Genomic DNA, 23586 nt, shown 5'->3' on the forward strand with positions numbered 1-23586 from the left:
AAGTTGATAATTTTTAGTTAAATAACAAACAGAAAACCAGTTTTAATTAATACTGGTTTTCATATAAATTTTTAATATTTGAACTACTTAACTTCAACAATAGCACCAACGGCTTTTAACGTTGCTTCGTGTTCTGTTGCTTTTGCTGTATCAATATTTTCTAAAATCTTTTGTGGTCCTGTTGCTACTGCATCAACCATTTTTTTAGCATCCATTAAAGACATTGTTCCACCAACAATTGCCTTAACTGCTTTAATAACATCAACTTTTTTGTCTCCTACTTCTTTTAAGATTACAGAAACTGTTGATGGTTTTGTTGCTTCTTCTTTAGCTGCTGCTGGTGCAGAAGCAACTGCTGCAGTTACTCCAAAAGTTGTTTCAATTAATTCAACTAATTCTTTTAATTGAACTGCTGTCATTGTTTTAACATGTTCAATAATTTGTTTATTTGTAATATTTTCCATTATTTTTTCCTCCATATATTTTTTTATTTAATAAGTGTTAATTATGCGTTTTCTTTTTTTTGGGCTACTGCTTTAATTGCTAAAGCCAAATTGCGAACTGGTGCTTGTAAACAAGAAGCTAACATTGAAATTAATTCTAATTTTGATGGTAATGAAGCTATTTTTTGTAACTCACTTTGGTCAATAACTTTCCCTTCAAAAATGCCACCTCTTAATACTAATAATTTATTAAAATTAGCATAATTAGAAACTATTTTAGCTGTTTCTAAGTCGTTTTCAAATCCAAAGATAAAACCATTTGGACCAACTAAACTACTTTCAAGCGATGAATATTCTTTTTTTAAAGAACGAGCAACTAAATTATTCTTATAAATAGTGAATGTTGCACCTTTAGCTCTTAATTCCTTACGTAAAGAACTAATTTCTTCAACATTCATACCTTGATATTGTACAACAATTGTTGTTTTTGAATCATTAATTTGCTTAGCAATTAAATCAATAGTTTTTTGTTTTTCAACCATTGCTGGGCGCATAAGTACACCTCCTTATTATTCTGAAATAACTAGCAATAAGTAGTAAATAAAAATCGGAGCAAAACCGAGTAAATCACATGCATATATAATGATGGAAATTACCTGAGCAACATAATTAAGACAAAAGTCCGTTGCTGTCTTTGGCTTATTCTAGCTTGTATATTATATGATATATATATATTAAAATCAAGAAAAATTTACAAAAGATTAAATAAATAATTTTTTATTATATATCTTTTAAGTTATAAACACTATTTTTAATAACATAAATGCTAATTTCATCAATATCTTAATTAAGATTAAAAAAATAAACGGACTTCTCCCCACATGTACTTGTGGAGGGAATAATGAAACTGAATGAATTCAAAAATGCTTTTCAAACTGAACAGCAATGTCTTGCATATATAGCAAATTTGAAAGAAAACAAATGTATTAGGTGTTTTAATTTTAATTTGAATACTTCTGATTTAAAAAGAATGAGATGTTTAAAATGTAATCAAACATTTAGCATTCTCACAGGCACCATATTTTCAAGGTCACAAACATCTTTAACATCTTGGTTTTATCTTATCTTTAGATGAATAAACACCAAACATGGAATTCCATCAACAGATATTGCAAAAGAATTGGGAGTGACTTTGAAAACTGCTTGAAGAATGACTCATAAAATCAGAACACGTATTGCAAAACAAAAACCTCAATTTATTGTTGAAGGTACAGTGCAAATTGATGAAATGTATCTTTCACATATGGGTTTTAAAAAACAAGGAAGATCCTTGGTGAATAAAACCTTGATTGTTGGCATTTATCAAAAAACAACCAATAATTTAATTGTGAAAGTATTGAAAAACGCAAAGAGTAAAAATCTTTTGCAGTTTGCAAAAAACCACATTTCTTCAAAATGTCTTGTATATACTGATTCTTGAAAAGGATATTGCGATTTTAAATCAGTTTTCACTAAGCATGAAACAGTTAACCATCAAGATGGCTATGTTTCAAAAATTGGTGTAAATACCAACCAAATTGAATCAGTTTGAAAACATATAAGAAGAACATTTAAAACACATATCAAAGTTGCAAAACATCATGTTCATTTATATGCTAAAGAAGCTGCATATAAATTCAACAAGATACCTAGTTTTGAAACTGTAATTCTATGTTTGATTTAAAAATGTGGGGAGAAGTCCGTAGATAGGCTTTTCTCAGCATTTATGTGATAAAATTAAAATAGTACATAAAGGGAGAAAAGCCAAAATAAATTAAAATAAACTTCATATTGAAGTTTATTTTAATTAAAAAAATTGTTTTTTTATAACTGGTTACTATTTTTACTACTAGAGTTTTTGCTTTCACTTGAAGAAGATTCACTATTTATTTTTGATTTATCTAACTCAAGATTTTTACAAACTCTTTCTCTTCTTTCAGATTCATTTTTTTCTCCTCAAGCTTTATTTATTTTATCAGCATTTTTAGCATGTGCTTCTTGTTTTAATTTATTATTCTCAATAGATTTTCATGGCATAATTTATTATTCCTTTCACTTTTTGAATATTTTTTCTACCTTTAAATACTCAATAAAATTATATATTTTTTATTAAAAATATATATAAAAATATATAAAAAATTATGGGAGATTGTCAAAAATCCGGAATAAATTAATTCATATAGTCTTATTATTATGTTAGACAAGAAATAATTTGGATTTTTATGAAATTGTATTTAAATAATATAATTTTTTTAACTTAAATGCAACTAAAATACTTATTTTTAAAAAGGCTTTTCTCCCTTTATGTACTATTTTAATTTTATCACATAAATGCTGAGAAAAGCCTATCTACGGACTTCTCCCCACATTTTTAAATCAAACATAGAATTACATTTTCAAAACTAGGTATCTTGTTGAATTTATATGCAGCTTCTTTAGCATATAAATGAACATGATGTTTTGCAAATTTGATATGTGTTTTAAATGTTCTTCTTATATGTTTTCAAACTGATTCAATTTGGTTGGTATTTACACCAATTTTTGAAACATAGCCATCTTGATGGTTAACTGGATGGGTTACACTTTATTGGACACTAATTACGTAGACAAGTGAACAAAGAAAGGAACTATAATTATGGCCAATATTAACTCATATACCAATGAATTTAAAAAACAAATAGTAGCTTTATATCAAAGTGGCAAATCAGTATCTTGCCTTGCTAAAGAATATAATGTTACAAGAGCAGCTACTTACAATTGAATTAAGCAATTTACTAATTCAGGTAGTTTTAAAACTAAAGATAATCGTTCTGTTGAAGAAAATGAATTAATTAAATTAAGAAAAGAATTAAAACAATTAAGAATGGAAAATGATATTTTAAAGCAAGCAGCACTAATAATAGGCAGAAAATAGAAATTATTGTCAAAAATAAAGTTAAATATAAAATTCGCACAATGTGTCATTTTTTAAAAATCTCTAAATCAACATATTATTTTAATTTAAAGAAAAAAGAAAATAAAATCAAAAATAATATTTATGATGAAGCTGTTATTAGTGCTTTTAAAGAAAATAAAGAAGTTTATGGTACTAGAAGATTAAAAGTCATTCTAGAAAACCAAGAAATTTATTTATCAAGACGAAAAATTAAAGAAATTATGAATAAACATAATTTAATATCAAAATACACTAAATTATCATACAAAAATAATAATAACAAAGTTAACGATAGTCCAATAAACAATCTTGTTGATAGAAACTTTAATAATAGAGTTAAAAATGAAGTTATTGTTAGTGATTTAACTTATGTTCAAGTAAATGGTAAGTGAAACTATATTTGTTTATTAATTGACCTATTTAACCGCGAAATAATTGGACATAGTGTAGGTACTAAAAAAGATGCATCATTAGTATATCAAGCATTTATGCACTCAAATCGCTGTTTAAAAGATATTCAAATATTTCATAGTGATCGCGGTAATGAATTTAATAATAAAATTATTGATAAACTTTTACTAGCATTCAATATTAATCGCTCTTTAAGCAAAAAAGGTTGTCCTTATGATAACGCTGTTGCTGAAGCAACCTTTAAAACTTTCAAAACCGAATTTATTAATGATAAAAATTTTACATCATTAATCCAATTAAAATTAGAATTATTTGATTACATCAATTGATATAACAACATAAGAATTCACAGCACTTTAAACTACTTAACTCCAGTTAATTATCAAAAACAAATGTCTACCAAAAAATAGTCCTAAAAAAGGTTGCCATTCCATGGTATCTTTTCCCATCAGCAAAATATTCAATAATAGTTTGTTCAACATCTTCACCAATTCTTTTATATTTAGGTAATTCTAGTCATTCATCAACTAAACAAACACGAACTAATTTTTGTAATTTTTCATCAAAATATTCATAAATTCTTCTTTTATAAGTTACTAATCCATACATTGTTTTTCTTGTTCGATATTGATAATCAACAATTTTATATGGCTTTTCTCCCTTTATGTACTATTTTAATTTTATCACATAAATGCTGAGAAAAGCCTATCTACGGACTTCTCCCCACATTTTTAAATCAAACATAGAATTACAGTTTCAAAACTAGGTATCTTGTTGAATTTATATGCAGCTTCTTTAGCATATAAATGAACATGATGTTTTGCAACTTTGATATGTGTTTTAAATGTTCTTCTTATATGTTTTCAAACTGATTCAATTTGGTTGGTATTTACACCAATTTTTGAAACATAGCCATCTTGATGGTTAACTGTTTCATGCTTAGTGAAAACTGATTTAAAATCGCAATATCCTTTTCAAGAATCAGTATATACAAGACATTTTGAAGAAATGTGGTTTTTTGCAAACTGCAAAAGATTTTTACTCTTTGCGTTTTTCAATACTTTCACAATTAAATTACGGACTTCTCCCCACAAGTACATGTGGGGAGAAGTCCGTTTTATATTTCTTTTTATCTCTTGTATTTTTTATTCTTCAATCTCATTTTTCTCATTTCTTTGTTATATGTTCTAAAATTAATTTATCAATTTTAGGATATTGTTCTTTATAAGTTCATTTATAATTAAAATCCATATTATTATCCTAATCATTTTTTTAAATTTCTAAATTTATTATATACATATATAAGTTTAATTTTAATAAAAATAAAAAATTTTTTTAACTTCTACTCTTTTTGTTTTTTATAGTAGCTGAATTATACTTGTAAGTGCAAGTAAATAAAATTGCAAAAAAATTCTCATATAAAAATTTCATAATGCTAAATTTATTTTATAAAAAAAGTAAGGAGTTTTTATATGAGTTATAAACATCTTGGCGTAGATGAAAGAATTTATATTGAGAATCAATTGAAATTTAAAGTTAAAATTAGTGAAATAGCTAAAAATCTTAATCGAAATATTAGTACTATTATTCGAGAAATTAATAGAAATCAAGATAATAGTAATTATTTTTCATTGATTGCACAAAATAAAGCTGAAAATAGAAAACAATCACATATTTTTTTTCATAAGTTTAAAAATAAAGATTTAGTAAAATATGTGCAACAAAAACTATTATTAGGCTGATCACCTGAACAAATTTATGGCAGAATTAAAAATTTTCATAAACAATGAGTTATTAGTTTTAAAACAATTTACAATTGAATTTATTCTGGATTGCTTGATCAAGTTACTAGTAAAAATTTAAGAAGAAAAGGCAAAAAACGCAAATCTCAAGAAAATCGTGGCAAATTCAATAGCAAATCAATTAAAGAAAGAGATCTTAATATTAATGATCGTATAACACTTGGTCATTGAGAAGGAGATACTATAGTATCATCACGAGGCAAAAGTAAAAAATGTTTAATAACTTTAGTTGAAAGAGTATCACGATTTACTTTAGCAATATTAGTTAAAAACAGAACTACTAAAGTTATTAACAAAAATATTAGCCATTATTTATCAATTCTTCCTAAAAATATTGTTAAAACCATTACTTTTGATCGTGGTAAAGAATTTTCAAATTGACAACAACTTGAAAAAAATTTAGATGTGAAAATTTATTTTGCAAATCCATATTCACCTTGACAAAGAGGTACTAATGAAAATACTAATGGTTTAATTAGAGAAAAATTTCCTAAAAAATTTAATTTTTCAAAAACTTGTAAAAATGAAGTTCATAAATTTATATTGTCTTTAAACCAAAGACCAAGAAAAATACTAAATTATCTTTCACCGATAGAATATTTGGATAGAAAAATAATTTAGTTGCACTTACCTTTACAATTTAGCAGTATTAATTTTTTAAACATGTTAATATTTAAATGTAAAATATTAAAATAGGTGATTGATATGAAAACTAAAAAAATAAATAATAAATTATTTTGGGAGCGTGTCGAAGATGTCGATAACAACTCATTTCCCTTAAATAGCTCCTTTCTTTTTTAAACCCTTGAATTAAAAATAAATGACAAAAGACGAGAATAAAATTCTTGTCTTTTTTTGTAATTGTAAAATTTTAAAATTTTTAATAACCGTCTTTAACGCTATTATCAACACGTGTTAGGGAACTAAAAAAGTGAACTACAACACAGTTGTTAAAAATAGTAGCTAGCATGTGGACTTGCATGGATAAATAAAAAGTGGAGTGATACCTAATAAAATATACTAACCAGAAATGGTAATTCTTGGGGTGGGAGCGAATTGGAAACTAGTATATATAGACCTGCTTAGGGAACATACTATATTAATTCTATTCTTTATTTAACCAACCTTGCCACTCCCCAGTGAGCAAGTGTTGGTTTTATTTTTTATTTTTTTTTGAAAAAATTTTTTGGGCGAGAAAATAAATTTCAAACTTGTAAAAAAAATTGAGCGGGGCCGGTTCAATTAAAATATTAATTTGTTAAACACAAATTAAATAAATATTGAATCGAATGCCTCAATGTTTTTTAAAATTTCACAATTTATTTTTGAGCCCAGTTTTCATGGAATGAATAAAACGAATAGTATTAGTATTAATAATCTAAAAATCAAAATATATGTTCTTTATGCTAGAAGCAACAGAACATATTAGGAAAGGATTATTATGCAAATAGAATTTAAAAAAGAACAAATTATGGCTTTTTTTCCTTTATGTACTATTTTAATTTTATCACATAAATGCTGAGAAAAGCCTATCTACGGACTTCTCCCCACATTTTTAAATCAAACATAGAATTACAGTTTCAAAACTAGGTATCTTGTTGAATTTATATGCAGCTTCTTTAGCATATAAATGAACATGATGTTTTGCAACTTTGATATGTGTTTTAAATGTTCTTCTTATATGTTTTCAAACTGATTCAATTTGGTTGGTATTTACACCAATTTTTGAAACATAGCCATCTTGATGGTTAACTGTTTCATGCTTAGTGAAAACTGATTTAAAATCGCAATATCCTTTTCAAGAATCAGTATATACAAGACATTTTGAAGAAATGTGGTTTTTTGCAAACTGCAAAAGATTTTTACTCTTTGCGTTTTTCAATACTTTCACAATTAAATTATTGGTTTTTTTTTGATAAATGCCAACAATCAAGGTTTTATTCACCAAGGATCTTCCTTGTTTTTTAAAACCCATATGTGAAAGATACATTTCATCAATTTGCACTGTACCTTCAACAATAAATTGAGGTTTTTGTTTTGCAATACGTGTTCTGATTTTATGAGTCATTCTTCAAGCAGTTTTCAAAGTCACTCCCAATTCTTTTGCAATATCTGTTGATGGAATTCCATGTTTGGTGTTTATTCATCTAAAGATATGGAATGGCAACCTTTTTTAGGACTATTTTTTGGTAGACATTTGTTTTTGATAATTAACTGGAGTTAAGTAGTTTAAAGTGCTGTGAATTCTTATGTTGTTATATCAATTGATGTAATCAAATAATTCTAATTTTAATTGGATTAATGATGTAAAATTTTTATCATTAATAAATTCGGTTTTGAAAGTTTTAAAGGTTGCTTCAGCAACAGCGTTATCATAAGGACAACCTTTTTTGCTTAAAGAGCGATTAATATTGAATGCTAGTAAAAGTTTATCAATAATTTTATTATTAAATTCATTACCGCGATCACTATGAAATATTTGAATATCTTTTAAACAGCGATTTGAGTGCATAAATGCTTGATATACTAATGATGCATCTTTTTTAGTACCTACACTATGTCCAATTATTTCGCGGTTAAATAGGTCAATTAATAAACAAATATAGTTTCACTTACCATTTACTTGAACATAAGTTAAATCACTAACAATAACTTCATTTTTAACTCTATTATTAAAGTTTCTATCAACAAGATTGTTTATTGGACTATCGTTAACTTTGTTATTATGATTTTTGTATGATAATTTAGTGTATTTTGATATTAAATTATGTTTATTCATAATTTCTTTAATTTTTCGTCTTGATAAATAAATTTCTTGGTTTTCTAGAATGACTTTTAATCTTCTAGTACCATAAACTTCTTTATTTTCTTTAAAAGCACTAATAACAGCTTCATCATAAATATTATTTTTGATTTTATTTTCTTTTTTCTTTAAATTAAAATAATATGTTGATTTAGAGATTTTTAAAAAATGACACATTGTGCGAATTTTATATTTAACTTTATTTTTGACAATAATTTCTATTTTCTGCCTATTATTAGTGCTGCTTGCTTTAAAATATCATTTTCCATTCTTAATTTTTTTAATTCTTTTCTTAATTTAATTAATTCATTTTCTTCAACAGAACGATTATCTTTAGTTTTAAAACTACCTGAATTAGTAAATTGCTTAATTCAATTGTAAGTAGCTGCTCTTGTAACATTATATTCTTTAGCAAGGCAAGATACTGATTTGCCACTTTGATATAAAGCTACTATTTGTTTTTTAAATTCATCGGTATATGAGTTAATATTGGCCATAATTATAGTTCCTTTCTTTGTTCACTTGTCTACGTAATTAGTGTCCAATAAAGTGTAACCCATCCAATAAGATAAAACCAAGATGTTAAAGATGTTTGTGACCTTGAAAATATGGTGCCTGTGAGAATGCTAAATGTTTGATTACATTTTAAACATCTCATTCTTTTTAAATCAGAAGTATTCAAATTAAAATTAAAACACCTAATACATTTGTTTTCTTTCAAATTTGCTATATATGCAAGACATTGCTGTTCAGTTTGAAAAGCATTGTTGAATTCATTCATTTTCATTATTCCCTCCACAAGTACATGTGGGGAGAAGTCCGCAAATTATTAAAGATAAACCACAATCTATTCTTATTGATTATGGTGAATATAAATTACAATGTCCAAAATGAATGATTAAAAATACTAGTTTTATTGCTGATGATAAATATACATATTGATTTTTTAATTTGGAAAATATTAAAAGAGAACTAAATGGTAATGAATTAATAAAATTATTAGAACCATATATTAAAGACCAAAAAATAACTGTTAATAAACCAACTGCTCCAAAAGAATATTATCTTAATGATATAAAACTTGAACCATTAACATTTTATGAAAAGCATAATAGTTGATTTATGGGTGAAATAACAGATAACAAAACAAAAATTACTAATCCTTGTTTTAAATATAACATTACGTGAGAAGAAAACAGAAAAGGTTTTAAGATAAATAATCCATATAAACATGATGATTTACCAATTAATTATATAGTTACTTCATATAAGGAAATTTTAACTCATAATGAAAAAGTATTTTTGTTGAACATGTAAACAACATAAATTAGATTATTTATTCTTTAATACTAATGATATAAAAACAAGAAAATATTTTTTAAGAGATAAAAATAGTAAAGCAATTTGTTATGACTGTATTTTAAATGTTAGGTTAAGTAGGAGGTATAAATATGGATAAAGAAAAATTAATTTATTATCTTGATAATGAATTTATGGAATTACTTAAAGATGATATTAGTGATGAAATTAAAATTAATATTAGTAATTGAAAACTTAAATTAATAATGAAATTACAAGAAAAAATTCAAAATGGTGAATTTGATTAATTATGCAATATGACTTAATTATTGGAATTGACCCCGCTGGAATTGGTAATAATGGAATTGTTATATATTCAAATGAAACAAATAATATTGTTTTTAATGAAACATTTAAAACTAAAACAGTTTTAGAAAGTAAAAATTTGTATAAAAAATACTTTTTATTAATTAAAAAACATTCTGATAATAAAAAAATATTAGTTATTGTCGAAAATTTCTTTTTAAATTCAAAACAATTATTAACTAATCCATTAGCAACTCCTAAAACTATTGGTACATTAATGGTATTAGTAGAAGATGTTATGAATTGAGATTATTTAGGAAGTGAACCAAAAAATAAAACTAAAATAGAAAATTATAAAGGAAATATAAAATTAACAAAACATGAACAAGATGCATATAAACACATTCAATATTATTTAAGGAATTATAAAAATGAAAGATAAAGCCAATTATGTCAAATTAACAATAAAACTCAGTAACAGTATTGAAGCAAAATATTACGAAAAAGGTAATAAAGGATTATATGGAAATGTTTAGTAATCTGTGTAACTTACAAAAATAACTATGTTTAATTAATTCTAGTAAATATAATTAAATGACTAGAAAGAGTGAGTTACAGATGGCTAAAAAAGATAACTTTAATAATAATGATCCAATATCAAAAGCAGTAGATTTATTACTAGAAAATACTGAAGATTTAACAACAGTTTTTAAACCTGGCGGTTTATATAAAGAATTAACAAAAAGATTAGTTGAAAAAATGTTGAATTATGAAATGCAAAATTATTTAGGATATGAAAAAAATCAACATACTACTACTGAAAATGCTCGTAATGGTACAAGTTCAAAAAAATTAATAACTCAACAAGGTAAAATTGAAATTGATGTACCAAGAGATCGCAATAGTAATTTTACTCCTGTAATAGTTCCTAAAAGGCAAAGAAGATTTGATGGTTTTGATCAACAAGTTCTTTCCTTGTATGCAAAAGGAATGACATTATCTGACATTAGAATGCAGTTGCAAGAGTTATATCATGGTGCTGATATTAGTGAAAGTGTTATTAGTCAAATTACTGATGATGTTATTGATGATGTTAAAGCATGACAAAATCGACCATTAGAAAGTATTTATCCTATTGTTTATTTTGATTGTATAGTAGTTAAAGTACGACAAGATAAACGGATTATTAACAAATCAGTTTATATAGCATTAGGAGTTGATTTAGAAGGCAAAAAAGATGTTTTAGGATTATGAATTAGTGAAAATGAAGGTTCTAAGTTTTGATTATCTAATTTCACAGAAATGAAAAATCGTGGCTTAAATGATATTCTTATTGCTTGTAGTGATAATTTAACAGGCATGTCAGAAGCAATACAATCAGTTTATCCTAAAACAGAACATCAATTATGCATTGTTCATCAAATTAGAAATAGTTTAAAATATGTTTCATACAAACATCGAAAAGGTCTAGTTGCAGATTTAAAACCAATTTATAGTGCATGTAGTGAAGAACAAGCAATGCAAGCTTTAGAATCGTTTGAAAGTAAATGAAATAAACAATATCCTCAAATTACTAAATCTTGATATAAAAATTGAGATAATTTAATGGTTTTTATTAGTTATCCAGTAGAAATCAAAAGAGTGATTTATACTACAAATGCTATTGAATCTGTTGATAGTCAATTACGAAAAATCATCAGAAATAAAAAAGTTTTTCCTAATGATATGGCAGTTTTCAAAATATTTTACTTGGCAATTGAAAATATAACAAAAAAATGAACATTGCCTATTCAAAATTGAAATACAGCAATTGCTCATTTTATGATAAAATTTGAAGACAGAATTAATCTAAATTAGTAACTTTGTAAAACAAAGATACACAGATTATTAAAAAGCCTCTTTTGCATTTCAGAATTCAACATTTTTTCAACTAATCTTTTTGTTAATTCTTTATATAAACCGCCAGGTTTAAAAACTGTTGTTAAATCTTCAGTATTTTCTAGTAATAAATCTACTGCTTTTGATATTGGATCATTATTATTAAAGTTATCTTTTTTAGCCATCTGTAACTCACTCTTTCTAGTCATTTAATTATATTTACTAGAATTAATTAAACATAGTTATTTTTGTAAGTTACACAGATTACTAAACATTTCCTTTTTGTGGCCAATACCCCCAATCATTTCTATTAAAGCACTTAATCCTTTTGGCATACTAATCACCTCCCTCCTCTAACTATTTTCTTGCTCTTTCTTTACGCTTTTGTTCTTTACAATATCAACAATCTGGGTCAACTATATTGTGTTTTCTATTTTTAAATTTTCAAAATATCTTTTTAATAGTACCTTTAAAAGCCCAAGAAGTACCAAGCACAGCAATTATCACAACTATTCACTTAACCATTATTTTTTACCCCCTAATAAAAAATCATCATAATTCATATTTTCACTTAATCTTTGGTCAAAATTTCTTTTTGCTTTTTTCTTATGCAACTTTTGTCTTGACATATTTTTTCATTTATCTTTTTTCATAAAATTAATTCACTCCTTATAAAATAAATGTTCTTATAGTTTTATTTTGTTCATTATTTCTTAAATTTTCATCGGACTTCTCCCCACATGTACTTGTGGAGGGAATAATGAAACTGAATGAATTCAACAATGCTTTTCAAACTGAACAGCAATGTCTTGCATATATAGCAAATTTGAAAGAAAACAAATGTATTAGGTGTTTTAATTTTAATTTGAATACTTCTGATTTAAAAATAATGAGATGTTTAAAATGTAATCAAACATTTAGCATTCTCACAGGCACCATATTTTCAAGGTCACAAACATCTTTAACATCTTGGTTTTATCTTATCTTTAGATGAATAAACACCAAACATGGAATTCCATCAACAGATATTGCAAAAGAATTGGGAGTGACTTTGAAAACTGCTTGAAGAATGACTCATAAAATCAGAACACGTATTGCAAAACAAAAACCTCAATTTATTGTTGAAGGTACAGTGCAAATTGATGAAATGTATCTTTCACATATGGGTTTTAAAAAACAAGTAAGATCCTTGGTGAATAAAACCTTGATTGTTGGCATTTATCAAAAAACAACCAATAATTTAATTGTGAAAGTATTGAAAAACGCAAAGAGTAAAAATCTTTTGCAGTTTGCAAAAAACCACATTTCTTCAAAATGTCTTGTATATACTGATTCTTGAAAAGGATATTGCGATTTTAAATCAGTTTTCACTAAGCATGAAACAGTTAACCATCAAGATGGCTATGTTTCAAAAATTGGTGTAAATACCAACCAAATTGAATCAGTTTGAAAACATATAAGAAGAACATTTAAAACACATATCAAAGTTGCAAAACATCATGTTCATTTATATGCTAAAGAAGCTGCATATAAATTCAACAAGATACCTAGTTGGAAATGTTTAGTAATCTGTGTAACTTACAAAAATAACTATGTTTAATTAATTCTAGTAAATATAATTAAATGACTAGAAAGAGTGAGTTACAGATGGCTAAAAAAGATAACTTTAATAATAATGATCAAATATCAAAAGCAGTAGATTTATTACTAGAAAATACTGAAGATTTAACAACAGTTTTTAAACCTGGCGGTTTATATAAAGAATTAACAAAAAGATTAGTTGAAAAAATGTTGAATTCTGAAATGCAAAATTATTTAGGATATGAAAAAAATCAACATAGTACTACTGAAAATGCTCGTAATGGTACAAGTTCAAAAAAATTAATAACTCAACAAGGTAAAATTGAAATTGATGTACCAAGAGATCGCAATAGTAATTTTACTCCTGTAATAGTTCCTAAAAGGCAAAGAAGATTTGATGGTTTTGATCAACAAGTTCTTTCCTTGTATGCAAAAGGAATGACATTATCTGACATTAGAATGCAGTTGCAAGAGTTATATCATGGTGCTGATATTAGTGAAAGTGTTATTAGTCAAATTACTGATGATGTTATTGATGATGTTAAAGCATGACAAAATCGACCATTAGAAAGTATTTATCCTATTGTTTATTTTGATTGTATAGTATTTAAAGTACGACAAGATAAACGGATTATTAACAAATCAGTTTATATAGCATTAGGAGTTGATTTAGAAGGCAAAAAAGATGTTTTAGGATTATGAATTAGTGAAAATGAAGGTTGTAAGTTTTGATTATCTAATTTCACAGAAATGAAAAATCGTGGCTTAAATGATATTCTTATTGCTTGTAGTGATAATTTAACAGGCATGTCAGAAGCAATACAATCATTTTATCCTAAAACAGAACATCAATTATGCATTGTTCATCAAATTAGAAATAGTTTAAAATATGTTTCATACAAACATCGAAAAGGTCTAGTTGCAGATTTAAAACCAATTTATAGTGCATGTAGTGAAGAACAAGCAATGCAAGCTTTAGAATCGTTTGAAAGTAAATGAAATAAACAATATCCTCAAATTACTAAATCTTGATATAAAAATTGAGATAATTTAATGGTTTTTATTAGTTATCCAGTAGAAATCAAAAGAGTGATTTATACTACAAATGCTATTGAATCTGTTAATAGTCAATTACGAAAAATCATCAGAAATAAAAAAGTTTTTCCTAATGATATGGCAGTTTTCAAAATATTTTACTTGGCAATTGAAAATATAACAAAAAAATGAACATTGCCTATTCAAAATTGAAATACAGCAATTGCTCATTTTATGATAAAATTTGAAGACAGAATTAATCTAAATTAGTAACTTTGTAAAACAAAGATACACAGATTATTAAAAAGCCTCACCTAGTTTTGAAAATGTAATTCTATGTTTGATTTAAAAATGTGGGGAGAAGTCCGTAGATAGGCTTTTCTCAGCATTTATGTGATAAAATTAAAATAGTACATAAAGGGATAAAAGCCATTTTCATTATTAATTTCTAATAATTTACTTTGAAATTCTAATGTTTGTTTTAATTCTTTTACTTGATTATTTAAATTTTGAAATTTTCTTTCTAATTTTTTTTTTCATATCTTTTTCTTTCAACTTTTAAATCATTCTTTTTAATAAATTTATTTTCTTTTCTCTTAAAAACTCAATTTGTTATTTTATTTTTAATATTATTTCATGGAATACCAATATAACCCACAACAATACCAATTAAAATAGATACTGGTTTAATTGCAACAATTCCTAAAACTATAATGCTAGGAATTAATCCTAAAAATATACTAAATGTAATACATCCAGTTAATGCCATAAATTTTAAAATTCATCACATATATATTTTCACTTTAAACACCACCTAGTGTATAAGCATAAGAATAATCCCAATTTAAACTTGCTCTATCTAAATTAATCTCTGACATACTATCATCATTTAAATCAACATCAAGCATACCGTCATCTGTACTTTGATAATCATTAACACTACCATTAATTAATCTTGCTCTTTCATCAGTAAATACTTCTTGTAATTCTGTATTATTATGTGTATATCCTAACGGTAACAATAAAGTATTTATAATCTCACTTGCACCAGCAATAATCGTAGGAATAGCAAAATAATTATTAAAATCATTATTAATACCCATTGCTACACCACTACTAATCAAACATCCACCAGTACCCATATTTGCTATCTTTCTTATATTTTGAAATCTATTAGGTATTAATTCAGTTAATCCACTAATAACATTCGCTATACCAAAACTATTTAAAGATATATAAGTATCTCAATCTACAAAAGGCTTATCAACTACTGGCTTAGGTGTTGGTATTGGAGTAGGAATTGGTGGTTCAGTTGGACAAGGTGGTCAAAAACATGGTTCATCTCTTAATAAAAAAACTGACTTATCTACATAATGAACAAACTTAGCATAATTTATTAAACCAATTGTTCCTAAACCTAAAAATATCTTTTTATAACTATTAATCACTTTATTTTTAGTAGTAGGTCTTTGATTAATATTCCATATATCAATTCCTAACTTTTTACTAAATAACAAAGAATTAATAGAACCTAAAATTGGGTCTTTTAAATATTGACCATAATAAGCACTAATTCCTACCATAGCACTTAATGGACTTAATCCAGTTCTTAAAATTTTAGTTAAAGTATAATTACTAGTTTGTTCTAAATCATTAGGCATAAATAAAACTCCTTACTTTATATACACTAATAAGGAGCTTATTTATGAATTATAATCTAATCCATTGGGGCTTAATGAAAAATATATAATCCATATATAAGCCCCTTATTTAATTTTTACTTATTTCTTTTATTCTCTTTTCTTATTCGTTCCATTTCATTAGCAACTCTGTAACAAATTTCACAACCATATACTCTTTCATAAGTTAAATCACTACACTTATGTCTCATAATTTAACTTACTTTCTTGCTGTCTCATTGCCTTATTTAAAGCAATATCTAATATACAATTTGGACAATAATATTTTTTAGTATATAAGTTTTGTAAAACTCTTTTAGGACAAATAACTTGGTCACAAAGTTTACACATATAAATTGCTAAATGAAATGCTTGTTCACATGAACAATTATCATTTTTAGCCATAACTTAAACTTAACTCCTAACATATTAATAATTATTTAAAATTACCCTTTTAATAAATAACTATTTTCAATTAGAAAGTTTTTTAATATTACCGCTTAAATCAAGTTCAAGTGAATAAAAATTACCAACTTTTAAATCAACAGTAGATAAACAATTATTAAAATCACTAGCAAATTCGGGATTATATCATTTATCACGTGTTTGGCCAGTTGGCACGCTTGTTTGCTTATTTATTTCTACAAATTTCAAAAAATCAAACTTTAATGTTTGAACTTTATTATTTTTATCGGGAATAATACGCCCTTTTTCAATATTAACTAACTGTACTTTAAACATAAAAAAACTTAACCTCGACTATTCATTAAAATTTAATTTAATAAGTTAAGCATAGTAGGGTAAAACCTATACTTATTAATAATATATCATAAAAATATAAAATTTCAACAAAAAATAAAAAAATGAACACTAGTAAGAATAGTCGTAATTACTAATGTTCAATAAACATTATATATATATATATATATATATACAAGTAAAAATATAGAAAAACTAGTTTTTTTTCTAATGTAAAACTTTTTTCTTAAAATCTATTTTTTCAACTTTATTGCCAAAAACTTTTTCTGTCCAAGTCAAAACATCTTTATCTCTTTGAATTAAATAACCGATTTCACTAGTCCGTAAATAATGCTTATACGATAAAGCACTTAAATATAAATAGCGTTCATAATCTTCATACTCTTTAAAATAATCATTAACAACAGTACTTTCAATAATCCCACCAATCATAACAGTATCACCATTATTATCTTTTTGAGTTTTAAAATAAAACACATTTGTTGCATTAAAACTTGCTTTAATTATATCTGCAATTGTTAATTTCTTAATTCCACGAACTACAATAGGATTTTTACAATTACGACTAAAAGCATAAGCTTTTACACCTATATCTGCTTGATTTAAAGACTTAACATCATCTATTGCTTTTGTAACATATTTTCCTAAATATTTAATAACAAATTCATTAGTACCTTTTTTAACTACCCTTAAATCATTAAAACCATGAGTTCATTATTCTGCTAACATACTTTTATGTATCTTTCTATTAAAAATTATATGAAAATGTATAGCACAACGAGATTGATATTCATAAACATAAAAATATTTTAATTCTCCTAAATAATGAAAACGTTTAGGGTCATTTCATCACTTCTTTATTTTAAGAAAAAATAAACGAATATCTTTTTTTGCTTTTTTAATATCTTTTATATTATCTTTATAAGTTAAAGTAACAAAACTTAACATTTTACTATTATAAAAATTATGTAATGCTTTTTGAATTAAATTAGTTTTAGTACGAATAGTACTATTTCTTAATTTTTGTTTATTGCCAACATAAGACTTACCCCTAACATTCTCAATATTATTTAAAAAAGAAATAGGTAAAATTACATTTTTAACATAACAAGCATAAAAAATCTTTTTAACATAAAAATCTTGTTGAATATCCATACATAAAAATCGCTAATTCTAGGTTTTAAAAACCAATTTTATATATTTTAATAACAAACAAATCTTAACATAAAAAATTATAAAAACAAACAATAAAACAAAAACGTTACTTAATTAATTTAATCAATATTATATTAATTTTACAATAAAAATGTACCTTTAAATTTTTAGGTACATTTTTATTATTTTCTATTTTTTATTAACTTTGTATCATTCTAATTCTAAATCTTGTGCAACATCCATAACTACTTCTGACATTGTTGGATGTGGATGACAAGAAGAGGCTAATTCAACAATAGTACCTTCCGTTTGCATAATATTAACAATTTCAGCAATTATATCAGTAGCCGTTGAACATAAAATATGAGCACCTAGGATTTCTCCATATTTTTTATCAATAATTATTTTAACAAAACCATCAGTCTCACCATCAGCCAATGCCTTACCATTAATAGTAAATGGTATTTTCTTCATCAAATATTCTTTACCTAAAGATTTACATTCAGTTTCAGTTAAACCAACACTTGCCACTTCTGGGAATGAATAAATACAACTAGGCATTTTATTATAATCTACTTCTTGCTCTTTCAATGGATGATTATCAGCATCCGTTCTACCTTCTTTAACTAAAATATTATTAAGCGCTGCTAATCCTTGTGTTGATGCAACATGAGCAAGCATTCTTTGACCATTAGCATCTCCAATTACATATATATTATCAATAACATTATTGTTAGCATCTAAAGCTTCCAATTTATTATTTACGGCAAATGCTTGATTAGGCTTAATTTGAATTCCCAAATTAGTAAAACCTTCAGTAATCGGCGTTCTTCCAGTACTTAATAAACAATAGTCACTAGTTACTGTTAATGGTTTTTTATGTTCTTTATCGGTTGCAGCATAATAAGTTAAAGTTTTATCCTTTAATTCATTAACACTATGACCAGTAATAATATTAACAGCATTTTTTTCAAGAATTTTAGTTAAAGTTGTGCTAATATCTTCATCTAGTAATGCTAAAATACGATCTAAATATTCAATAATAGTAACTTTAGTACCAAGTGTACTAAATAAACAAGCAAACTCAATTCCAATAACACCACCACCAATAATAGTTAGTGTTTTTGGAACTTCTTTTAAAGAAAGAATTTCAGTCGAAGTTAATAATGTTTGGTTTGTTTTTAAATCTTTTTCACTTAAACCTTGTGGACCATTAGGATTATCAAACATTTTTACTTTTGAACCAGTAGCAATTATCATATATTTAGTAGTATATTTCTTTTCTTTACCATCTTTAGCTTTCACTAAAATCGTATTTTTATCAATAGCACTTCCAATCCCTAATAATTGTTCTACTTTATTAGCTTTCATTAAAAAGCCAACTCCACCAGTTAAACCTTTAACAACACCAGTTTTACGATCTTGCATTACTTTTCAATTAATTTCAATATTTTTTTTATCTTTAATAGCAACACCATATTTATCAGCATTTTCAATATAATGAAAAACTTTTGCGCCCTTTAGTAACGTCTTAGTAGGAATACATCCAACATTTAAACAGACTCCACCTCAGTTATCTTTTTCAACAATTGCAGTTTTTAAACCCATCTTTGCTGCTCGAGCCGCTGTTACATAACCACCAGGGCCTGCCCCGATAATTATTAAATCAAAATCATAGTTAGACATCTTTTACATTTTCTCCTTAAGCTAAAATTAATGTTGGATTTTCTAATAACTCTTTAAGTCGAGAAAGGAAATAACCAGCAGGTGCACCATCAATAACACGATGATCAATTGAAAGTGATAATGGAAAGAACTTATGTTCAACAATTTTACCATCAGCAATAATTAGTTTTTTTTGCATCATCCCTAGACCCAAAATTGCTACCTCTGGATAATTAATAACTGGTGTTCCCATTTCAATTCCTGCTGAACCAAAATTAGTAATAGTAAATGATCCACCTTGCATTTCATCACCTTTTAATAGCCCCTTACGAGCTTTATCACCTAATGAATTAACTTGTCTTGCTATTTCAAATAATGAAAGTTGATCAGCATTTTTAATAACAGGAACTACTAAACCCTTTTCAGTATCAGCTGCCATACCAATGTTATAATATTTTTTAACAAGAATTTCATTATTAGCCATGTTCAAAGTTGAATTAAGTAATTTAAATCGTTCTTCTTTTAACGCTTTAGCAACAACCTTTACAAAGAATGGCATAAATGTTAATTTAGCACTACCATCTGGATCTTTTTCCGCTGGTTCTTTTAAAGTTGCACGTAATTGTACTAAGTTTTCAGCATCAACATTAATCATTAAACTAACATGTGGTGCTGTATAAACTGATAATGACATTTGATTAGCAACAGCCTTACGAATTCCTGATAATGGTAAATGTTCAACATTACCAAAACTTTCGATTTTAGTAACATTAATACCTTGTGAACTAATAGTTGTAGCAGAAACTGAAGATATTGAATTAATAGGTGTTGTTGATGCAGTAGTACTGGTTGTTGTACCACCATTCTTGGCATTTAATAAATCATCTTTTAAAATTCTACCACGAGGACCAGTTCCTTTAATTGTTCCCATATCAACACCTAAGTCACGAGCCATTCTACGTGCTAATGGTGTTGCTAATACTTTACCCGTTTGTTGAATAGGTTGCACATTTTGTTTTGGTAATTCAACTGGTGATACTGTAGATGTACTAGCAACTGATTCAGATTTTGGTGAAGAATTTGTTGATGAAGGACTTTTATTATCACTAATCGTTCCACCAAACTCAACAATAACAGCACCTGATTTAATACTATCTCCTTCTTTAACAAGAATCTTAGAAACTTTACCATCCGCTTCGGCTTTAATACTATCTGAAGCTTTATCTGCTTCAATATCAACAACATTATCACCTTTTTTTACATTATCTCCAACTTTAACATGAATTTGAGTTACAGTAACTTCATCGATTCCATCCATATCTTTAAACTTCAATTCCATCTTTTCACTTTCCTTTCTTTAAACAACTAACTAAACTGGATAATTCATCATTAGTTTAACTTTTTCCATAATTTTATCTGGACTAATTATAAATCATTTTTCACCTTTAGACAGTGGAACAGTAATATCATAACCTGTTAATCTTGTTGGAGGACATTCTAAATATTCAAAACACTTTTCATTAACAACGGTAATAATTTCTGAAGCAACTGAAAATGAACGAACCGCTTCTGAAACAACTAATAATCTTCCTGTTTTTTTAACAGAATTAACAACTGTTTCTTCATCTCATGGTTGTAATGTTTGTAAATCAATTAATTCAATTTTAAAATTTTCTTTTTCTTCTAAAATTTTAACAGCAGCTTCACAATCATAAACTTTTGAACCATAAGTTACAATCGTTAAATCAGGTTTTTCTTCAGACTTATATTCTTTAAGAACTTTAGCTTTACCAAGAACAGCCACTTCATAAGCATCACTAACTTCTTCTCTAACATCATATGTATAATTATTGCTAGTATAACTATTGAAATAAGTTCCTAAACATTCTAAAACAATAACAGGATCTGGACTTTCAATTGCTGCCAATAATAATTTTTTAGTATCATTAGGTTTTGAAGTCATAACTACTTTTAAACCTGGAATATGACAAAATAAAGCTTCAATTGCTTCTGAATGATGCTCCAAAGCACCATTATTACCGTTATTTCAATCATATGAAGGCATACGTACTACCATTGGACAAGTGAATCTACCACGAGAACGATTTCTCATTCGTGCAGCATGACATAACAATTGTTGAAAAGCAGGGAAAGCAAATCCTGAAAATTGCATTTCAATAATTGGATTTAAACCATTAATTGCCATTCCAACGGCACTACCAGCAATAACTGCTTCAGCAATTGGTGCATCAAAACAACGATTAACGCCAAATTTTGCTTGTAAACCTTTAGTTGCTCGAAAAACACCACCAACATTACCGGCATCTTCACCATAAACAACAACATTAGGATTTTTTTTAATTGCTAATTCTAAGGCTAAAGTAATAGCTTGCACATTATTTCTTTTCATAATTATTTTTTCTCTCCTTCATTGAAGAAAGCTTTTGCTTCTGCTTTTTGTTCTATTAATTGTGGTGTTAATTTTTCATATGTATAATCAAATATTTCATCAATTGAAACATTTTCATTTTTTAATGCTCAAGTAATTGCATCATTAACCTTTTTAGTAATTTGTTTATCTAATTCTGCTTGTTTGTTGTCATCTCAAAGTTTAATTGATTTTAAATATTCTCTAATACGATCAATTGGATCTTTTTTTAATCATTCTTGTTCAATTTTATAATCTTCAGCAGAAAAATAATCTTTTTTAATATCAAAAGCAGAATGCGCATTTTGACGATAAGTAACAGCTTCAATTAATGAAGGACCATTACCTTTTTTTGCTCTTTCAATTGCTTCTTGTGTAGCATAATAAACAGCAAAAAAATCATTACCATCAACACGAATATTAGGTACGCCAAATGCTGTTCCTTTTTGTGCAAAAGTTGGACTCATTGTTGCTTTAGCAGTTGGTGTATCTAATGACCACTGATTATTTTCAACAAAGAAAACAACAGCTAATTTATGGATAGCAGCAAAATTAATTGCTTCAGAAAACTCACCTTCAGAAGTACCACCATCACCAATCGTAGTAATAACAATTCCTTTATCTTTTTTATATTTTTCAGCAAAAGCAATACCTGTTGCATGTGAATATTGAGTAGCAATTGGAATATTAACTGGTAAAATATTAACACCTTTCGGCATTTGACTTCCCATTTCATTTCCTAATCAATATTGAATTACTTTTTCAACTGGATATCCAGCAGTAATTCATGCTGCATTATTACGATAGGCTGGTACTAATCAATCAATACCTGGTCGTAAACAACTAGCATAAGCAACTTCAACACCTTCTTGACCTTTTGAAGATAAAAAGTTAATAACTTTTCCGATTACTTTTGGAATTCCATTTACTAATTTAACTTGTCATTTTTCATCTTTTTCATAGTTTAATTCCATTTGCATTTGTTCTTGTATTCGTGAAAAACACATGTTTTCATATGCTTTTAATAAAACCTTACTATCAAATTTTTTTAAATAATCAACAAAATTAGGATTAATTACTCCTTTTTCATTTAATATTTGAAAAATTTCTTTTTGGGGATTATCAAATTTATCAACTCACATTTAAATTTTCCTCCTAAATATTTTAGCTAATTGCAGTTACACTTTTAATTATACTAATTTTTAAAATAATGAATGAACATACCTTTTCATTATACTACTAATAATTGTTGGTTCAAGATAATTTGTACTAAAATATTAATTTATCTCCCGTTTTATTAATATCGTATTTTTTTATTTCCTATTATCATGTAAAAATGAAAAATATATTCTAACAATAAACAAAATA

At 26.1% G+C, this 23586-nt stretch carries 32 protein-coding genes, 1 pseudogene and 1 other annotated feature; of the genes and pseudogenes, 10 read left to right on the forward strand and 23 right to left on the reverse strand.

The window, feature by feature from the left end; all coding sequences use genetic code 4:
* Positions 1-83: 83 nt before the first annotated feature.
* The 3 genes from rplL to AACL02_RS02565 form a co-directional block, all read right to left on the reverse strand.
* The gene (gene rplL, locus AACL02_RS02555) at positions 84-464 is read right to left on the reverse strand and encodes a 50S ribosomal protein L7/L12 (RefSeq protein ID WP_252320298.1); all 381 of its coding nucleotides are present in this window, start codon (positions 462-464) and stop codon (positions 84-86) included.
* A 41-nt stretch (positions 465-505) separates the two neighbouring features.
* Positions 506-997, reverse strand: coding sequence for a 50S ribosomal protein L10 (gene rplJ / locus AACL02_RS02560; RefSeq protein ID WP_339042642.1), 492 nt, complete (start codon positions 995-997; stop codon positions 506-508).
* Between the two features lie 38 nt (positions 998-1035).
* Positions 1036-1159, reverse strand: a sequence feature (ribosomal protein L10 leader region).
* Between the two features lie 75 nt (positions 1160-1234).
* A complete protein-coding gene (locus AACL02_RS02565) occupies positions 1235-1399 on the reverse strand; it encodes a hypothetical protein (RefSeq protein WP_339042644.1) in 165 nt (54 codons plus the stop codon).
* Between AACL02_RS02565 and AACL02_RS02570 the strand changes: the two genes are divergently transcribed.
* Positions 1345-2166 carry an IS1595 family transposase gene (locus AACL02_RS02570; protein ID WP_339040763.1) on the forward strand — a complete coding sequence of 274 codons (822 nt, stop codon included), beginning with the start codon at positions 1345-1347 and terminating at the stop codon, positions 2164-2166. The genes AACL02_RS02565 and AACL02_RS02570 overlap by 55 nt on opposite strands.
* A gap of 140 nt (positions 2167-2306) precedes the next feature.
* Here the strand turns inward: AACL02_RS02570 and AACL02_RS02575 are convergent, their stop codons facing one another.
* Positions 2307-2519, reverse strand: a complete 213-nt coding sequence (locus AACL02_RS02575) for a hypothetical protein (protein ID WP_252320294.1) — start codon at positions 2517-2519, stop codon at positions 2307-2309.
* A 598-nt stretch (positions 2520-3117) separates the two neighbouring features.
* Between AACL02_RS02575 and AACL02_RS02580 the strand changes: the two genes are divergently transcribed.
* Positions 3118-4238, forward strand: a protein-coding gene (locus tag AACL02_RS02580) for an IS3 family transposase (protein ID WP_339042324.1) whose coding sequence is annotated in 2 segments (ribosomal slippage) — positions 3118-3361 and positions 3361-4238 — 1122 coding nt in all. Because the reading frame shifts where the segments join, the coding sequence is not laid out codon by codon here.
* Here AACL02_RS02580 and AACL02_RS02585 read toward each other — a convergent pair.
* The 3 genes from AACL02_RS02585 to AACL02_RS02595 all read right to left on the reverse strand — a co-directional run bounded on the left by AACL02_RS02585 (position 4225) and on the right by AACL02_RS02595 (position 5079).
* Entirely contained in the window at positions 4225-4437 is a 213-nt protein-coding gene (locus AACL02_RS02585) for a hypothetical protein (RefSeq protein WP_339042646.1), read from the reverse strand. The genes AACL02_RS02580 and AACL02_RS02585 overlap by 14 nt on opposite strands.
* 122 nt (positions 4438-4559) lie before the next feature.
* Entirely contained in the window at positions 4560-4922 is a 363-nt protein-coding gene (locus tag AACL02_RS02590) for a transposase (protein WP_339041852.1), read from the reverse strand.
* A complete protein-coding gene (locus tag AACL02_RS02595; RefSeq protein WP_339042648.1) occupies positions 4903-5079 on the reverse strand; it encodes a hypothetical protein in 177 nt (58 codons plus the stop codon). Before AACL02_RS02595 ends, AACL02_RS02590 begins: the two co-directional genes overlap by 20 nt.
* 221 nt (positions 5080-5300) lie before the next feature.
* Between AACL02_RS02595 and AACL02_RS02600 the strand changes: the two genes are divergently transcribed.
* Together AACL02_RS02600 and AACL02_RS02605 are read left to right on the forward strand one after the other, a co-directional pair.
* Entirely contained in the window at positions 5301-6251 is a 951-nt protein-coding gene (locus tag AACL02_RS02600; protein ID WP_339040235.1) for an IS30 family transposase, read from the forward strand.
* An 820-nt stretch (positions 6252-7071) separates the two neighbouring features.
* Complete coding sequence (locus AACL02_RS02605; protein WP_339042650.1) at positions 7072-7200, forward strand: hypothetical protein; 129 nt, start codon at positions 7072-7074, stop codon at positions 7198-7200.
* Here AACL02_RS02605 and AACL02_RS02610 read toward each other — a convergent pair.
* From AACL02_RS02610 to AACL02_RS02620, 3 genes are all read right to left on the reverse strand, one after another.
* Positions 7186-7797 (reverse strand): IS1595 family transposase, encoded by a 612-nt coding sequence (locus AACL02_RS02610; RefSeq protein ID WP_339042652.1) that lies wholly within the window; start codon positions 7795-7797, stop codon positions 7186-7188. The genes AACL02_RS02605 and AACL02_RS02610 overlap by 15 nt on opposite strands.
* Positions 7798-7809: 12 nt before the next feature.
* A protein-coding gene (locus AACL02_RS02615) for an IS3 family transposase (protein WP_339042654.1) occupies positions 7810-8930 on the reverse strand; the annotation gives its coding sequence in 2 pieces (ribosomal slippage) (positions 7810-8687 and positions 8687-8930; 1122 coding nt in all).
* Between the two features lie 29 nt (positions 8931-8959).
* On the reverse strand, positions 8960-9220 hold the full coding sequence (locus tag AACL02_RS02620; protein WP_339042657.1) for a hypothetical protein: 261 nt from the start codon (positions 9218-9220) through the stop codon (positions 8960-8962).
* On the opposite strand from AACL02_RS02620, the gene AACL02_RS02625 reads away from it, so the two are divergent.
* From AACL02_RS02625 to AACL02_RS02640, 4 genes are all read left to right on the forward strand, one after another.
* Positions 9166-9750 carry a hypothetical protein gene (locus tag AACL02_RS02625; protein ID WP_339042660.1) on the forward strand — a complete coding sequence of 195 codons (585 nt, stop codon included), beginning with the start codon at positions 9166-9168 and terminating at the stop codon, positions 9748-9750. The two genes, AACL02_RS02620 and AACL02_RS02625, sit on opposite strands and share 55 nt — an antisense overlap.
* Before the next feature lie 134 nt (positions 9751-9884).
* The gene (locus tag AACL02_RS02630) at positions 9885-10040 is read left to right on the forward strand and encodes a hypothetical protein (RefSeq protein ID WP_338957292.1); all 156 of its coding nucleotides are present in this window, start codon (positions 9885-9887) and stop codon (positions 10038-10040) included.
* Positions 10041-10042: 2 nt separating this feature from the next.
* Positions 10043-10480 carry a hypothetical protein gene (locus AACL02_RS02635; protein ID WP_339042662.1) on the forward strand — a complete coding sequence of 146 codons (438 nt, stop codon included), beginning with the start codon at positions 10043-10045 and terminating at the stop codon, positions 10478-10480.
* Positions 10481-10656: 176 nt separating this feature from the next.
* Complete coding sequence (locus tag AACL02_RS02640) at positions 10657-11895, forward strand: IS256 family transposase (protein ID WP_339043517.1); 1239 nt, start codon at positions 10657-10659, stop codon at positions 11893-11895.
* A gap of 35 nt (positions 11896-11930) precedes the next feature.
* Here AACL02_RS02640 and AACL02_RS02645 read toward each other — a convergent pair.
* From AACL02_RS02645 to AACL02_RS02655, 3 genes and pseudogenes are all read right to left on the reverse strand, one after another.
* Positions 11931-12101 (reverse strand): annotated as a pseudogene (locus AACL02_RS02645) (IS256 family transposase); the annotation flags it as partial.
* A gap of 172 nt (positions 12102-12273) precedes the next feature.
* On the reverse strand, positions 12274-12441 hold the full coding sequence (locus AACL02_RS02650; RefSeq protein WP_339042666.1) for a hypothetical protein: 168 nt from the start codon (positions 12439-12441) through the stop codon (positions 12274-12276).
* Positions 12441-12569: a hypothetical protein gene (locus AACL02_RS02655; protein ID WP_281749165.1), complete on the reverse strand. Its 129-nt coding sequence runs from the start codon at positions 12567-12569 to the stop codon at positions 12441-12443. The genes AACL02_RS02650 and AACL02_RS02655 overlap by 1 nt, the downstream gene beginning before the upstream one ends.
* Before the next feature lie 107 nt (positions 12570-12676).
* On the opposite strand from AACL02_RS02655, the gene AACL02_RS02660 reads away from it, so the two are divergent.
* On the forward strand, positions 12677-13516 hold the full coding sequence (locus tag AACL02_RS02660; RefSeq protein WP_339042668.1) for an IS1595 family transposase: 840 nt from the start codon (positions 12677-12679) through the stop codon (positions 13514-13516).
* 47 nt (positions 13517-13563) lie between these two features.
* Complete coding sequence (locus AACL02_RS02665; protein WP_339043519.1) at positions 13564-14802, forward strand: IS256 family transposase; 1239 nt, start codon at positions 13564-13566, stop codon at positions 14800-14802.
* A 253-nt stretch (positions 14803-15055) separates the two neighbouring features.
* Here AACL02_RS02665 and AACL02_RS02670 read toward each other — a convergent pair whose 3' ends face one another.
* The 10 genes from AACL02_RS02670 to AACL02_RS02715 form a co-directional block, all read right to left on the reverse strand.
* The gene (locus AACL02_RS02670; RefSeq protein ID WP_339042670.1) at positions 15056-15322 is read right to left on the reverse strand and encodes a hypothetical protein; all 267 of its coding nucleotides are present in this window, start codon (positions 15320-15322) and stop codon (positions 15056-15058) included.
* A gap of 13 nt (positions 15323-15335) precedes the next feature.
* On the reverse strand, positions 15336-16193 hold the full coding sequence (locus tag AACL02_RS02675; RefSeq protein ID WP_339042672.1) for a hypothetical protein: 858 nt from the start codon (positions 16191-16193) through the stop codon (positions 15336-15338).
* 219 nt (positions 16194-16412) lie between these two features.
* Positions 16413-16616: a hypothetical protein gene (locus tag AACL02_RS02680; RefSeq protein ID WP_339042674.1), complete on the reverse strand. Its 204-nt coding sequence runs from the start codon at positions 16614-16616 to the stop codon at positions 16413-16415.
* A 60-nt stretch (positions 16617-16676) separates the two neighbouring features.
* Entirely contained in the window at positions 16677-16952 is a 276-nt protein-coding gene (locus tag AACL02_RS02685; RefSeq protein WP_339042676.1) for a hypothetical protein, read from the reverse strand.
* 225 nt (positions 16953-17177) lie between these two features.
* Entirely contained in the window at positions 17178-17447 is a 270-nt protein-coding gene (locus AACL02_RS02690; RefSeq protein WP_339042678.1) for a hypothetical protein, read from the reverse strand.
* Between the two features lie 237 nt (positions 17448-17684).
* The gene (locus tag AACL02_RS02695; RefSeq protein ID WP_339042680.1) at positions 17685-18125 is read right to left on the reverse strand and encodes a rolling circle replication-associated protein; all 441 of its coding nucleotides are present in this window, start codon (positions 18123-18125) and stop codon (positions 17685-17687) included.
* Between the two features lie 189 nt (positions 18126-18314).
* A complete protein-coding gene (gene lpdA, locus AACL02_RS02700; protein WP_339042682.1) occupies positions 18315-19811 on the reverse strand; it encodes a dihydrolipoyl dehydrogenase in 1497 nt (498 codons plus the stop codon).
* Positions 19812-19827: 16 nt separating this feature from the next.
* Positions 19828-21129, reverse strand: coding sequence for a dihydrolipoamide acetyltransferase family protein (locus tag AACL02_RS02705; protein ID WP_339042684.1), 1302 nt, complete (start codon positions 21127-21129; stop codon positions 19828-19830).
* A gap of 30 nt (positions 21130-21159) precedes the next feature.
* Positions 21160-22200 carry an alpha-ketoacid dehydrogenase subunit beta gene (locus AACL02_RS02710; protein ID WP_339042686.1) on the reverse strand — a complete coding sequence of 347 codons (1041 nt, stop codon included), beginning with the start codon at positions 22198-22200 and terminating at the stop codon, positions 21160-21162.
* A 2-nt stretch (positions 22201-22202) separates the two neighbouring features.
* On the reverse strand, positions 22203-23360 hold the full coding sequence (locus AACL02_RS02715) for a thiamine pyrophosphate-dependent enzyme (RefSeq protein WP_339042688.1): 1158 nt from the start codon (positions 23358-23360) through the stop codon (positions 22203-22205).
* Positions 23361-23586 lie beyond the last annotated feature (226 nt).

This window comes from Spiroplasma endosymbiont of Apeira syringaria (genome assembly GCF_964020205.1).
GTDB lineage: Bacteria > Bacillota_I > Bacilli_A > Mycoplasmatales > VBWQ01 > Spiroplasma_E > Spiroplasma_E ixodetis_A.